Source organism: Oerskovia sp. USHLN155 (assembly GCF_037145535.1).
GTDB lineage: Bacteria > Actinomycetota > Actinomycetes > Actinomycetales > Cellulomonadaceae > Oerskovia > Oerskovia rustica.
The window spans coordinates 124105-137941 of sequence record NZ_JBBCXG010000005.1; the positions used below are offsets into that span (position 1 = coordinate 124105).

A 13837-nucleotide genomic window follows, 5' to 3' on the forward strand; every position below is an offset into this window, starting at 1 on the left:
GCCGTGCTCCCGCTGCGCACCCCCGCCCCGCCCGGCGTCCCCGGGTTGTCAGAACCAGCGAGCACCCCAGGTCACGCTGGTTCTGACAGCACGAGCACGCGTCCCTTCGGTACGGTGCTCGTCGCCAACCGTGGCGAGATCGCGTGCCGCATCATCGCCACGCTGCGCCGCCTCGGCATCCGCTCGGTCGCGGTCCACAGCGACGCCGACGTCGGCGCGCGCCACGTGTCCCTCGCCGACGTCGCGGTACGCATCGGCCCGGCCGCCGCGACCGCGTCGTACCTGAGCGTGCCCGCGATCATCGACGCGGCCCGCGCGACGGGCGCCGACGCGATCCACCCCGGCTACGGCTTCCTGTCCGAGAACCCCGAGCTCGCGCGGGCCTGCGCGGACGCGGGCATCGTGTTCGTCGGGCCGGGCGTCGCGGCGCTCGAGGCCATGGCCGACAAGATCACCGCCAAGGAGATCGTCGCGGCGCGGGGCGTCCCGGTCGTGCCGGGCAGCACGGGGCGCGACCCCGTGTCCGGCCGGGCGCTCGACGACGAGGCCCTCGCCCGGGCCGCGCGCGCCGTCGGCTTCCCGCTGCTCGTCAAGCCCTCGGCGGGCGGCGGCGGCAAGGGCATGCAGGTCGTGACCTCGGCCGACGACCTGCCGGCCGCCCTCGCGAGCGCCCGCCGCGTCGCGACCCGGTCGTTCGGCGACGGCACGCTGCTCGTCGAGCGCCTCGTCGCCCGGCCGCGCCACATCGAGGTACAGGTCCTCGCGGACTCGCACGGCGCCGTCGTGCACCTGGGGGAGCGCGAGTGCTCGCTCCAGCGCCGTCACCAGAAGGTCGTCGAGGAGGCGCCGTCGCCGTTGCTGGACGCCGCGACCCGCGCCCGCATCGGGGAGGCCGCGTGCGAGGTCGCGCGCGGCGTCGACTACGAGGGGGCCGGGACGGTCGAGTTCCTCGTGCCCGCGGACGACCCGGCGACGTTCTTCTTCATCGAGATGAACACGCGGCTGCAGGTCGAGCACCCCGTGACGGAGATGGTCACGGGCCTGGACCTGGTCGAGGCCCAGCTGCGCGTCGCGGCGGGAGAGGCGCTGGGGTTCGCGCAGCGGGACGTCGTGCTGCGGGGCCACGCGATCGAGGCCCGCCTCTACGCCGAGTCGCCGGCGCGCGGGTTCCTGCCCGCGACGGGCGAGGTGATCGCGCTCGTCGAGCCCGACGGCGCCGGGTGGCGTCTGGACAGCAGCCTCACCGAGGGCCTGCGTGTCGGGGGCGACTACGACCCGCTGCTCGCGAAGGCCGTCGCGCACGGCGCCGACCGCGCCCAGGCGCTCGACCGGCTCGATCGCCTGCTCGCGGAGACGGTCGTGCTCGGCGTCGACACCAACGTCGGCTTCCTGCGAGCCCTGCTCGCGGCCCCGGACGTCCGGTCCGGGGACCTCGACACGGGGTTGATCGAGCGGTTCGTGGCGACCGGGGGAGTGCCCCCCGGGACCGCGACCGAGGACGACCTCGTGGCGGTCGCGCTGTGCTCGCTCGCGGGGTCGGACGCTCACCGCGCCGCGCCGCACGCGACCGGGCCGTGGGGCGCGGGCGACGGCTGGCGGCTCAACGCCGCGCCCCGCCCGCGCCGGGTCGTGCTGCTCGCCCCGGCCGACGAGCCGCACGAGGTGACCGTGACCGGAGACGTGAGCGACGCCGTCGTGCACGTGGACGACGGCGAGTCCCGGCGTGCCTCGCTGACACCGGTCGGGGGGCACGCGTGGCGGCTGGTCGTGGACGGCGTGGGAGAGACCGTGCACCTCGCGACCGGCGCCGACGGGAGCGTCTGGCTCGCTCGCGACGGCCGGGTCGTACAGGTCGCCGTCCCGACGCGCGCCGAGCGCCTCGCGCGGCGCGCGGCCGCCCGCCGCGATGGCTCCGAGCGCACCGACGGCCTGACCAGCCCCGACGTCCGCGCGGGCATGCCCGGCACGGTCGTCGCGGTCGCCGTCACCGACGGCGAGACCGTCGCCGCGGGCGCGGTCCTCGTCGTGGTCGAGGCCATGAAGATGGAGCACCCGCTCACGGCGCCGCACGCGGGCGTCGTGCGGCTCACGGCCCGCCCGGGCGACCTGGTGCGGCGCGACGAGGTGGTCGCCCGCGTCGAACCATCGCCCGACGACGCCGCTCCCGCCCCGGCGGACGAGCGCGCGATCCTGCAGCAGCCCCAGGCCGACATCCCGGCCGTCCCCGTCCCCTCCCACACCCCAGGAGCGCCATGAACACCGAGCTCACCGACGAGCAGCGCAAGCTCAGCGACACCGTACGAGAGTTCGCGGACACCGTCGTCGCGCCCGCCGCGTACACGTACGACACCGAGCGCCGCCTGCCGCTCGACATCATCCGCGAGATGGGCGACCTGGGGCTCTTCGGTCTGCCGTTCCCCGTCGAGCACGGCGGCCAGGGCAAGGACTACCTGTCGCTGTGCCTCGCGGTCGAGGCCCTCGCGCGCGTCGACCAGAGCATCGCGGTGACCCTGGAGGCCGGTGTGGGGCTCGGGATCATGCCGATCGTGCGGCACGGGACCGCGGAGCAGCGCGAGCGGTGGCTGCCGGACCTCGTCACGGGGCGGGCCCTGGCGGCGTTCGGGCTGACCGAGGCCGAGGCGGGTTCCGACGCGGGCGCCACGCGCACGACGGCGCGGCACGAGCCCGGCCCGGACGGCGGCGGCGGGGTGTGGGTCATCGACGGCAGCAAGCAGTTCATCACCAACTCCGGGACGCCCATCACGAGCGTCGTCACGGTCACCGCGGTCACGGGCGAGGAGCCCCGGGCCGACGGGACCGTGAAGAAGGAGCTGTCGAGCATCCTCGTGCCCTCGGGGACGAAGGGGGTCACGGTCGGGCCGGCCTACGACAAGGTCGGGTGGCACACGTCCGACACGCACCCCCTGACGTTCGAGGACGTCCGGGTCCCCACGGCGAACCTCCTGGGCGAGCAGGGCCGCGGGTACGCGAACTTCCTGCACGCCCTCGACGAGGGGCGCATCGCGTTCGCGGCGCTCGCCACGGGCGCCGCCCAAGGGTGCTTGGAGGAGGCGCTGCGGTACGCGCGGACCCGCAACGTCTTCGGTCGCGACATCGGCTCGAACCAGCACATCGCGTTCACGCTCTCGCGCATGGCGGCCCGCGTCCACCAGGCACGGCTCTGCTACTACGACGCGGCGTCGAAGCTCGCGAACGACGTCCCGTTCAAGGTCGAGGCCTCGATCGCGAAGCTCGTGGGCAGCGAGGCGGCCATGGCCAACGCGCGCGACGCGTCGCAGATCTTCGGCGGCTACGGGTTCCTCAACGAGAACCCCGTGGCCCGCCACTACCGGGACTCCAAGGTGCTCGAGATCGGGGAGGGGACGTCCGAGGTGCAGCTCATGATCATCGCGCGCGGGCTGGGCCTCACGGCCTAGGCCGGAGGTCGAGAACGAGGTTCCCCGCGGTCGAGAACGAGGTCGAGGTCGATATGCCGGCCAGAACGACCGCAACCCCGTTCTCGACCGGACGCCCGACGACGATTACCAGCAGGAAGGAACGCAGGATGCGGGAGATCGCGCAGCGCGGGCTCTACTACGACGAGCTCGAGACCGAGGTCCGCTACGTCCACAGCCCGGGCCGCACGCTGACCGAGGCCGACAACGTGCTGTTCACGACGCTGACCATGAACACGCAGTCGCTCCACCTCGACGCGGCGTGGGCCGCCGACCAGCCCTTCGGGCAGCGGCTCGTGAACTCGATGCTCACGCTCTCGACGCTCGTCGGGGCGTCGGTCGCGCAGCTCACGCAGGGCACGATCGTCGCCAACCTCGGGTTCGCCGAGGTCGCGTTCCCGCACCCGGTGTTCCACGGCGACACCCTGTACTCCTCGACCGTCGTGGTGGAGAAGCGGCCCTCGGCCTCGCGGCCCGGTCAGGGCGTCGTGACGTTCGAGCACCGCGGGCACAACCAGGACGGCGTGCTCGTCGCGCGGGCCGTGCGGTCGACGCTCGTGTGGACCCGCGCGGCGCACGAGGCGGCCCGGGCCGCGACCACCGCACAAGGGGATCCGGACACGGTGGTGCGCGACGCCGTCGGGCAGGAGGGCGGCGCACCGTGACGACCTTCGACCTGGGGCCCGCGCTCCTCTTCTGCCCCGCCGACCGCCCCGACCGCTACCGCAAGGCCGCGGACCGTGCCGACGCCGTGATCCTCGACCTCGAGGACGCCGTCGCGCCGGACCGCAAGGCCGCGGCGCGCGACGCGCTCCTCGCCGAACCCCTCGACCCGGCGCGGACCATCGTGCGGGTCAACGCGGTCGGGACCCCGGACCACGTGGCCGACCTGGCCGCGCTGGCCCGCACCCCCTACCGGACCGTCATGGTCCCCAAGGCCGACGAGCGGCTGCCGCTCGACCTCGGCGGGCTGCGCGTCGTCGCGCTGTGCGAGACGGCCGCGGGCGTGCTGGCCGCCCCCGAGCTCGCCCGTCGGCCCGGCGTCGTCGCCCTCATGTGGGGTGCCGACGACCTGGTCGCGTCGCTCGGCGGGACGTCGAGCCGGTTCCCCGACGGGACCTACCGGGACGTCGCCCGCGCCGCCCGCTCCGCGGTGCTGCTCTCTGCGGGGGCCGCGGGCGTCGCCGCGATCGACGCGGTGCACCTCGCGATCGAGGACCTCGACGGCCTGCGCGACGAGGCGCTCGACGCCGCGGCCGTCGGCTTCGCCGCGACCGCGTGCATCCACCCCTCGCACGTCCCCGTCGTCCGGGCCGCGTACGCGCCACCGCCGGGTGCCGTCGCGGCCGCCCGTTCGCTGCTCGCCGCGGCCACCGGACACGACGGCGTGTTCGTGCACGACGGCGTGATGATCGACGGCCCCTCGCTGCGGCACGCCGAGGCCGTGCTGCGACGGGCACGGGCGGCAGGCGCCGCCGACGGCGCCACCACCGCGGCCACCGCGGCCACCGTGGCCGACGCAGCAGCCGACCGCACCGCCCCCGAAGCCCTCCGCACAGGAAGCAGACCGACATGACGACCGACGGAACCCGGCCGGCGAGCGACCGCGCCCCGGCCCCCGGGACGACCCCGCGCGCGCCCGGTGTCAGGCACCACCCCGACGCGGCCACCGCCCTCGACGGCCTGCTGCGCGACGGCATGACGATCGCGGTCGGCGGGTTCGGCCTGTGCGGCATCCCGGCCGACCTCATCGAGGCCGTGCGCGACTCGGGCGTGCGCGGGCTCACCGTGGTGTCCAACAACATGGGCGTCGACGGCAAGGGGCTCGGGCTGCTGCTCGAGAGCGACCAGGTCGACAAGGTCCTGTCGTCCTACGTGGGCGAGAACAAGCTGTTCGCGCAGCGGTACCTCGACGGCGACCTCGAGGTCGAGTTCGTGCCGCAGGGCACGCTCGCCGAGCGGCTGCGCGCAGGCGGTGCCGGCATCCCCGCGTTCTACACCGCCACGGGCGTCGGGACGCCGGTCGCCGAGGGCAAGCCCGTCGAGGAGTTCGACGGGCGCCGCTACGTCCTCGAACGCGGCATCGTCGCGGACCTCGCCCTGGTGCACGCGCACCGCGCCGACCCCTACGGCAACCTCACCTACCGGTTCACGGCGCGCAACTTCAACCCGCTCGTCGCGACCGCCGGGCGCGTCACGGTGGTCGAGGCCGAGAGCCTTCAGGACGACCCCCTCGACCCCGACGTCGTCGTCACTCCCGGGATCTTCGTCGACCGGCTCGTGCCCGCGCGGCCACGGGTCAAGGACATCGAGCAGCGCACGGTGCGGCCGCGCGCGGTCGGGGTGGGCGCGCCGACCCCCGCAGGAAAGGACGCCTGACATGCCCTGGGACCGGGACGAGATGGCCGCGATCGCCGCGGCCGAGCTGCACGACGGCGACTACGTGAACCTCGGGATCGGCATCCCCACGCTCGTCGCGAACCACCTGCCCCGCGGCGTGTCGATCACGCTGCAGAGCGAGAACGGGATGCTGGGCATCGGGCCGTTCCCGGTCGAGGGTGACGAGGACGCCGACCTCGTCAACGCGGGCAAGCAGACCGTCACTGCCCTGCCGGGCGCGAGCTACTTCGACTCCGCGACGTCGTTCGCCATGATCCGCGGCGGTCACGTCGACATCGCCATCCTCGGGGCCCTGGAGGTCTCCGAGACCGGGGACCTGGCGAACTGGACCGTGCCCGGCAGGCTCGTCAAGGGCATGGGCGGTGCCATGGACCTCGTCGCAGGCACGCCCCGGATCGTCGTGCTCATGGACCACGTGGCGCGCGACGGGTCGCCCAAGCTCCGGCACGAGTGCGCGCTGCCGCTCACGGGAGAGGGCGTGGTGGACCGGATCATCACGGACCGCGCGGTGTTCGACGTCCTGCCCGGCGTCGCGCCAGCACCAGCGGGGACCCGAGGTCACGCTGGTCCCGGCTACCCGCGGCGGCGTCTCGTGCTGCGCGCCGTCGCGCCCGGCGTGACCCTCGACGAGGTGCGGGCCGCGACCGAGGCGAGCTACGACGTCGGGCTGGAAGAACCGGGCGCCCCTGCCGGGGTGCCCGTTCCCCCGCAGTCCCGTACCGGACACCAGGAGGAGTCATGACCGTCGTCGTGGGGTACGCGCGCACCCCGTTCGTGCGTTTCAACGGCGCCTTCGCGACCGTGCCTGCCGCCGTCCTCGGGGCCCACGCGCTGGGCGCGGCGCTCGCGGACGCCGGCATCACGCCCGACGACGTCGAGCTCGTCCTCGCCGGCCAGGTGCTCCAGGGCGGGGCCGGGCAGAACCCCGCGCGGCAGGCCGCCGTCGGTGCGGGCGTGCCCTTCTCGGTGCCCGCGATGACGCTCAACGCGGTGTGCCTGTCGGGCATGGAGGCCGTGGTGCAGGCGCACCGGCTGATCGCCGCGGGCGAGGCGCAGGTCGTCGTGGCCGTGGGGCAGGAGTCGATGAGCCTCGCGCCGCACGCGTGGGTCGGGTCGCGCGCGGGCCAGAGGTTCGGCGACGTGACCCTCGTGGACACGCTCGCGCACGACGGGCTGCGCGACGCGTTCGAGCGGGACTCGATGGGGCTCAGCACCGAGCGGCACGGCGAGGGGCTCGCGATCAGCCGGGAGGCGCAGGACGCGTTCGCGGCGTCGTCGCACGCGCGGGCCGCCGCGGCCGCCGACTTCCTGCGCGGAGAGATCGCGCCCTTCCAGACGCCGGGGCGCGGCGGCCGGCTCGTCGACGCGGACGACGGCGTGCGCGCCGACACCACGGTCGAGGTCCTCGCGCGGCTCCGCCCTGCCTTCCGCGAGGACGGCACCATCACGGCGGGGAACGCGTCGCAGATCTCCGACGGCGCCGCTGCCCTCGTCCTCGTGAGCGACGAGGAGGCCGCGCGACGCGGGCTGACCGGCGCACGCCTCCTCGGGCACGCGCTCGTCGCCGGGCCCGACGTCTCGCTGCACGCGCAGCCCGCGAACGCGATCCTCGCCGCGTGCGGGCGCGCCGGGCTCGCGGTCGACGAGCTGTCCGCGATCGAGATCAACGAGGCCTTCGCCGCGGTGGCCCTCGCGTCGACGGACCTGCTGGGCGTCGACCCTGCGATCGTCGACGCCAACGGCGGCGCCATCGCGCTCGGGCACCCGATCGGGGCGTCCGGCGCGCGGATCGTCGGGCACCTGGCGCGGCGGCTCGCGGCGCTGGGCGGCGACGCCGTGGGCGCGGCGGCGTTGTGCGGCGGTGGAGGGCAGGGGTCGGCGGTGGTGCTGCAGGGGTAGGGCCGACGACTGCGGCGGTGGGCGACCCCGGAGCGGGTGCCTACCGCGTCGAGCGTGCAGCTCGGGTCCTCAGCAGCCGTCCCGAGCGACCCGAAGTGCACGCTCGACGAACGCGCGCCCGCTGCGGGAACGAGCGCTACAGGTCGCCCTTGCGCTGCAGGTAGCGCATGGCACCCCAGCCGATCGGGATGCGGGCCCAGTAGGTCGCGACACGGAACAGGATCGTGGCCGAGGTGGCGATCGCGGGCGGGATCCCCGCGGCGGTCAGGCCGGCGGTCAGGGCGATCTCGATCGTGCCCAGGCCGCCGGGAGTCGGGACCGCCGCGCCTGCCGCGTTGCCGACGAGGTAGATCACGGCCACGTCGACGAGCGCGAGCTCCTGGCCGAACGCCGCGAGGGCCGCGTCGAACGCGAGCACGTAGCCGAGCGTCATGACGATGTTCCCGCCGAAGCCGAGGGCCAGCCGGCCCGGCTGGCTCAGCATCTCGGACAGGCGCGGCCACACCTGCTGCACGGTCGGCCGGATCTTCGCGAGCACCCAGCGCCGCACGGCGGGGACGAGCAGCGTCGCGATCACCGCGAGGGCCACCCCGGTGATGGCGAGCAGGACGGTCGTCGACGGCAGGCTGATGAGCCCGCCCGAGCGGGTCGTCATCGACAGGACGACGAGCAGCAGGATCGTGATGACGAACTGGGAGACCTGCACGAGGGCGACCGTCGCGACGGCCATGGGGGCCGAGACACCGCGCTTGGTCAGCATGCGCAGGTTGAGCGCCGCGGGCCCGATCCCGGCGGGGGCCGCGAGGGCCACGAACGACCCGGCCATCTGGGTCAGGGTCGCCCGGATCATGGGCAGCTTCACGGGCGAGAACGCCACGAACGTCAGGGCCGCGCCGAACCAGGTGAGGATGCCCAGCGCGAACGAGATGACCGCCCACCACGGGTTCGCCTGGGAGACGGCCTCGGTGATCTGCTGGAAGTTCATGGTCGTGACGACCACGGTCACCGCGACGATCGTCAGGGTCAGCGTGATGATCGTCCGGGCCCCGAAGCGCGTGATGCGCTGGGGCTCGACGTCGGTCTCGGGCAGGCGCTCGACGAGCGCCGCGCGCAGGTCCTTGAAGAGCGCCTTGTTGGCGCGCATCTCCTCGCGCGTGCTCACGGGCAGCGCGATCGACTGGAGCAGCGGCCCGATCGCCGCGATGTCCTCGTTGGGCAGCACGCTCACGGCGGAGGCCACGGCCCGTTCGGCACCTACGCGCAGCGCGAGGAGGGCGACCATCTGCGTGAGGTCCATGCGGCGCGACAGCTCGGACGACGCGATGTCTCCCTGCTCCCAGCCGGTCAGCCAGACCTTGACCTCGGAGTCGTCCGGGCCGCTCCGGGGGCTCAGGTCGACGGTCGCGGACCCGGTGCCCGGGCCCGTCCCGGCAGGGTGCGTCGCGGCCCCGCCCGGTTCGCCACGGCTCACGAGCATGACGTCCGAGGTCAGGGCGCGGTGCGAGAGCCCGGCGTCGTGCGCGAGCTGGATCTGGTGCCAGGCCTCGGTGAGGACGGCGTCGGTGACCTCGTCGTCGGGCAGGTCGCGCAGCGAGACCGCACCCACCGCGTGCTCCTGGACCAGGATCATCGAGTCGTCGGACTCGGCCACGCCGAGCAGGCGCGGCGTGCGGACGCCCGCGGCGCGGGCCGCGTAGGCGAGGAGCGCGGTGCGCTCCGCGACGGCCTTGAGCGAGATCGCGGCGCGGCCCTCGATGCCGCGCAGCCGGAGGGAGCGCCAGAGCCGGGTGAGGAAGCCGACGACCTGCCGGTCGCCGTCGAGCACGACGACGTCGCGGCGCACCCCGTCCTCGGTGAACATCGCGTAGACGCGGTTGTCCCCCGAGCGGGTGAGGGCGATCGCGGCGGGGTCGGAGGGAGCCTCGGCCGGCTCCCGGACTCCTTCGCCGAGGGCGCCCGAGAGGTGGTCGCCCGTGATCCGTGCGTCGGCGGTCAGCGCGGAGTCCTCGTCGGACCCGGCGACGCGGACCACGCCGACGTGCACCTCGGCCGTGATCTCGCCGTCGGCGTTGACCTCGGTGATGGGGTCGTCGGCCGCCTCGGCGAGCTCGGCGGGCTGGGACACGTCGCGGACGCGGACGAGGGCGGTGGGCGAGTAGCCGGCCCGGCGGACGCCGTCGACGAGGTGCGGCCCGTAGGCGCGCTCGCTGCGGACGCCCGAGACCCAGCGGACCGTGTTGCCGGCGATGCGGCCGAGCAGGAGCGTGATGATCGCCCCGGGGAGCGAGACCTGGGCCGTGATGAGGACGACGCCGAGCGCGATGAACAGCAGGTTCCAGGACCAGGCGACCGTCCGGCGCCGGGTGCGCGGGCCTGCTGCGGTGAGCAGCCCGCTGATCGCGGCGACGTAGCCGGGGATGCTGAGGTGCCACTCGCCCCGGATCCGGACCGAGAGGCCTTGGATGAGGTCGTCGGAGCCGAACGTCATGACCGAGAACGTGACGGCGATGCCCAGGATCATGCCCAGCGCGGCCGCGGCGATCGACTCGACGACCTGCCGCCCGAGCTTGCGGATCCCCAGCTCGATCAGGACCGCCGTGGGGATCGCGAGCGTCACGAGACCTTCGAGGACCGCGACGGGGATGAAGAGGATCCTCGCGAGGAGGTCGGAGAATCCCTGGACGTCCTCGGCGACGCCCGCGGTGGTGCCGTGCGCGTACACGGACATGAACAGGACGAGCGCGACGCCCAGCGCGCACAGCACGATCCCCACGAGGTCGCTGGGATGGCGGACGCGAGCCTCGGGGGTGTCGACGACCATGACGGTCGGGTCGGTGCCGTCGCCCACCGGGCGAGGGGTCGCGAGGAACGAGCGGAACGAGCGGGGGTCCGGGGCGGGGGGCTCGCCGGAGCGTGACCCGACCTCGTGCACCCGCGGGCGCGGCTCGGCCGTCGCCGGAGGACCGGCCGGGTCGTGAGCGCGCGCAGACATGCTTGCGAGTCTAGGGCTGAGGGTCCCGGGAGGCGCGGCATTACGCCACTTTCGGTCGGGTGATTTGCCCGCTTGCTCCCGGTGTCCAGGCGGCTTCGACGCGCGAGTGTGACCAACGTCCAGCACGATGAAGGAAGGCAGCGCTCCCACGTGACCTGCGACGACGACGCTCGCGGACGTCCGCGCTCAGGTGGACGGCGCACGACGCGAACGGTGGTGGGCTCGTGGTCCGCAGCAGGGGCAGGGTGAGCGGCAGCGACGTGCACGAGCCGCCCAACGCGTTCAAGAACGTCTGGTGGCTCCCGGTGGTGCGCGGCGTGCTCCTGGTGGTCCTGGGGCTGCTGCTCATGATCCAGCCGCTCGAGGCGCTCGAGACGCTGCGCTGGGTGTTCGGGATCTTCCTCGTCGCGGACGCGGCCCTCGTCGCGGCCCAGGGGCTGGCCCACCGCAAGCAGGTGGGCTGGCGGTGGTGGCTCGCGCAGGCGGTCGTCGACGTGCTCTTCGGGGTCGCGATCATGTTCTGGCCCGACCTCAGCTCGACCGCGCTCTACTACGTCCTGGTCGTATGGGTCCTGGTCCTGGGGATCACGGCGGTCGTGGGGGCGGCGGGGCTGGTGCGCAACCGCGACCTGGGGTGGCCGTGGATGCTCACGGTGGGCATCGTGTCGGCACTGTTCGGCCTGCTCCTCGTCACGCGTCCGGTGGACTCGGGCGACGTCCTGAGCCTCACGGTCGTCGTGTTCGGGTTGTACGCGTTCGTCGCGGGGGCGATCCACGTGGTCTCGGGCTTCGGGGTCCGTTCGGTCGCGCGCGAGCTCGCGGAGCTGCGTGCGCGGGCGGTCGCGGCCGGGGTGGTGGTCACGGGCGGGTCGGTCCTGGGGGCCGGGCCGTCGGCCCCGGTGGTCGCGGAGGCGGCAGCAGCGCCTGCCCCGGTCCCGGGTGCGCCCTCCGGCCCGACGGCGGAGCTCGCCCCGGGCGGGGACGTCGCGGGCGAGGTGGCCGGGGCGGGCGACGCGCCGACCGGCGACCCGCTCCCGGCGGGCGACCCGGACGAGGGGACCTGGCCGCGCGAGCCGGGCTCCGGCGTCGGGCGGGGGACGGCCGACCGCTGAGCGGATGGGGATGACAGCGCTGCCACCACGACGCGCCGCGCTGCGAAACGGCCGTGACGCACCGGAACGTACTCCTGGGTAACTTCACCCGTGTGATCTGTCTCACCATGTGGAGGGCGGGGTTACGACCGGGTAACAACATGACCGGAACCGCGCCGTCTCGCCCTTTCGGGGTGCTTGACCGAAACAACTGTGTGTTAGACATCACGCACCTTGGTCACAGCGCCAGGTCGTGGGAGCGCCACCGCGCACCCACCTGACGACCCCGAAGAAGAGGTGTGACGGATGACGACCGTTTCCAGGAAGCGGCTCCTCGCCGCAACGGCGGGCATCGCCGTCGTGACGCTCACGCTCACGGCGTGCGGCAGCGGCGGGAACGACGACGGCGGCGGCGGCGCGAGCGCCGGTGGCGCGCTGACCATCGGCACGACCGACAAGGTCACGACCCTCGACCCGGCGGGCTCCTACGACAACGGGTCCTTCGCGGTCATGAACCAGGTGTTCCCGTTCCTCCTGAACACCCCCTACGGCAGCCCCGACGTCGAGCCCGACATCGCGGAGTCCGCCGAGTTCACCGGTCCCACCGAGTACACCGTGAAGCTCAAGCCGGGACTCAAGTTCGCCAACGGCAACGACCTCACGTCCTCCGACGTGAAGTTCACGTTCGACCGGCAGGTCGCGATCAACGACGAGAACGGCCCCGCCTCGCTGCTCTACAACCTGGCCGGCGTCGCCGCGCCCGACGACACGACCGTCGTCTTCACGCTCACGTCGCCCGACGACCAGGTCTTCCCGCAGATCCTGTCGAGCCCGGCCGGCCCCATCGTCGACGAGGAGGTGTTCGCGGCCGACGCGTTGACGCCGGACGCCGACATCGTCGCGGGCAAGGCGTTCGCCGGTCAGTACTCGATCGCGAAGTACGACTTCAACAACCTCATCTCCTACGAGGCCAACCCCGACTACCAGGGCGTGCTCGGCAAGGCCGCGACCGCCAAGGTGAACACCAAGTACTACGCCGACGCGTCGAACCTGAAGCTGGACATCCAGGAGGGCAACATCGACGTCGCCTTCCGCAGCCTGTCCGCGACCGACATCGACGACCTGCGGGGCAACGACAAGGTCAAGGTCGTCGACGGCCCGGGCGGCGAGATCCGCTACATCACGTTCAACTTCGACTCCCAGCCCTACGGCGCCAAGGCCGAGGGCGCCGACCCGGCCAAGGCCCTCGCCGTGCGCCAGGCCGTCGCCGACCTGATCGACCGCGAGGCCATCGCGAGCCAGGTCTACAAGGGCACCTACACGCCGCTGTACTCGTACGTCCCCGCGGGCCTGACCGGAGCGGTCGAGCCGCTCAAGGAGCTCTACGGCGACGGCCAGGGCGGACCCGACGCCGACAAGGCCAAGGCAGCCCTCGAGGCCGCCGGGGTCACGGTCCCCGTCGTGCTCGACCTGCAGTACAGCAACGACCACTACGGCCCGTCCTCGGGTGAGGAGTACGCGCTCATCAAGGACCAGCTCGAGGAGAGCGGCCTGTTCACGGTCAACCTGCAGACGACCGAGTGGGTCCAGTACGCCAAGGACCGCACCGCCGACGTCTACCCCGCGTACCAGCTCGGCTGGTTCCCGGACTACTCCGACGCCGACAACTACCTCACGCCGTTCTTCCTCCAGGAGAACTTCCTCGCGAACCACTACGACGACCAGGAGGTCAACGACCTGATCCTCCAGCAGGCCGCCACGCCCGACCCGGCGGCCCGCACGTCCCTCATCGAGGAGATCCAGGCCAAGGTCGCCGAGGACCTCTCGACCGTCCCGTACCTCCAGGGCGCGCAGGTCGCGGTCGTGGGCACCGGCGTCGAGGGGACCGAGAAGACGCTCGACGCGTCCTTCAAGTTCCGCTACGGAGCGCTCTCGAAGGGCTGACCCCACAGGCGCTCGGGGTGGTCCGGCCGATGACGTCCTGACCACCCCGAGCCCCG

Annotated in this window: 10 protein-coding genes; 9 read left to right on the forward strand and 1 reads right to left on the reverse strand. The window is 73.5% G+C overall.

Annotated features, from left to right (window positions below; all coding sequences use genetic code 11):
- The first annotated feature begins 114 nt into the window (after positions 1–114).
- The 7 genes from WFH32_RS08500 (at position 115) to WFH32_RS08530 (ending at position 7754) form a co-directional block, all read left to right on the forward strand.
- Positions 115–2256 (forward strand): ATP-binding protein, encoded by a 2142-nt coding sequence (locus WFH32_RS08500; protein WP_336706919.1) that lies wholly within the window; start codon positions 115–117, stop codon positions 2254–2256.
- Positions 2253–3437 (forward strand): acyl-CoA dehydrogenase family protein, encoded by a 1185-nt coding sequence (locus WFH32_RS08505; RefSeq protein ID WP_191798371.1) that lies wholly within the window; start codon positions 2253–2255, stop codon positions 3435–3437. Before WFH32_RS08500 ends, WFH32_RS08505 begins: the two co-directional genes overlap by 4 nt.
- Before the next feature lie 128 nt (positions 3438–3565).
- Positions 3566–4120 (forward strand): MaoC family dehydratase, encoded by a 555-nt coding sequence (locus WFH32_RS08510; protein WP_191798369.1) that lies wholly within the window; start codon positions 3566–3568, stop codon positions 4118–4120.
- On the forward strand, positions 4117–5031 hold the full coding sequence (locus WFH32_RS08515) for an HpcH/HpaI aldolase/citrate lyase family protein (protein WP_336706921.1): 915 nt from the start codon (positions 4117–4119) through the stop codon (positions 5029–5031). Before WFH32_RS08510 ends, WFH32_RS08515 begins: the two co-directional genes overlap by 4 nt.
- The gene (locus tag WFH32_RS08520; RefSeq protein WP_336706922.1) at positions 5028–5834 is read left to right on the forward strand and encodes a CoA transferase subunit A; all 807 of its coding nucleotides are present in this window, start codon (positions 5028–5030) and stop codon (positions 5832–5834) included. Before WFH32_RS08515 ends, WFH32_RS08520 begins: the two co-directional genes overlap by 4 nt.
- Before the next feature lies 1 nt (position 5835).
- Positions 5836–6597, forward strand: coding sequence for a 3-oxoacid CoA-transferase subunit B (locus tag WFH32_RS08525; RefSeq protein ID WP_336706924.1), 762 nt, complete (start codon positions 5836–5838; stop codon positions 6595–6597).
- Positions 6594–7754 (forward strand): acetyl-CoA C-acyltransferase, encoded by a 1161-nt coding sequence (locus WFH32_RS08530; protein WP_336706925.1) that lies wholly within the window; start codon positions 6594–6596, stop codon positions 7752–7754. Before WFH32_RS08525 ends, WFH32_RS08530 begins: the two co-directional genes overlap by 4 nt.
- Positions 7755–7890: 136 nt before the next feature.
- Here the strand turns inward: WFH32_RS08530 and WFH32_RS08535 are convergent, their stop codons facing one another.
- Complete coding sequence (locus WFH32_RS08535; RefSeq protein ID WP_191797643.1) at positions 7891–10746, reverse strand: lysylphosphatidylglycerol synthase transmembrane domain-containing protein; 2856 nt, start codon at positions 10744–10746, stop codon at positions 7891–7893.
- A gap of 245 nt (positions 10747–10991) precedes the next feature.
- Between WFH32_RS08535 and WFH32_RS08540 the strand changes: the two genes are divergently transcribed.
- Together WFH32_RS08540 and WFH32_RS08545 are read left to right on the forward strand one after the other, a co-directional pair.
- The gene (locus WFH32_RS08540) at positions 10992–11858 is read left to right on the forward strand and encodes an HdeD family acid-resistance protein (protein ID WP_336706927.1); all 867 of its coding nucleotides are present in this window, start codon (positions 10992–10994) and stop codon (positions 11856–11858) included.
- Positions 11859–12143: 285 nt separating this feature from the next.
- Complete coding sequence (locus WFH32_RS08545) at positions 12144–13781, forward strand: ABC transporter substrate-binding protein (RefSeq protein WP_191797639.1); 1638 nt, start codon at positions 12144–12146, stop codon at positions 13779–13781.
- The last annotated feature ends 56 nt before the right edge of the window (positions 13782–13837 follow it).

What these genes read in the sequence shown, in the direction of transcription:
- WFH32_RS08525 (WP_336706924.1), top strand. Translation starts at nt 5,836, where the DNA reads ATGCCCTGGGACCGGGACGAGATGGCCGCGATCGCCGCGGCCGAGCTG.
- WFH32_RS08510 (WP_191798369.1), top strand. Translation starts at nt 3,566, where the DNA reads ATGCGGGAGATCGCGCAGCGCGGGCTCTACTACGACGAGCTCGAGACC.
- WFH32_RS08505 (WP_191798371.1), top strand. Translation starts at nt 2,253, where the DNA reads ATGAACACCGAGCTCACCGACGAGCAGCGCAAGCTCAGCGACACCGTA.
- WFH32_RS08530 (WP_336706925.1), top strand. Translation starts at nt 6,594, where the DNA reads ATGACCGTCGTCGTGGGGTACGCGCGCACCCCGTTCGTGCGTTTCAAC.
- WFH32_RS08535 (WP_191797643.1), bottom strand. Translation starts at nt 10,746, where the DNA reads ATGTCTGCGCGCGCTCACGACCCGGCCGGTCCTCCGGCGACGGCCGAG.
- WFH32_RS08545 (WP_191797639.1), top strand. Translation starts at nt 12,144, where the DNA reads ATGACGACCGTTTCCAGGAAGCGGCTCCTCGCCGCAACGGCGGGCATC.
- WFH32_RS08520 (WP_336706922.1), top strand. Translation starts at nt 5,028, where the DNA reads ATGACGACCGACGGAACCCGGCCGGCGAGCGACCGCGCCCCGGCCCCC.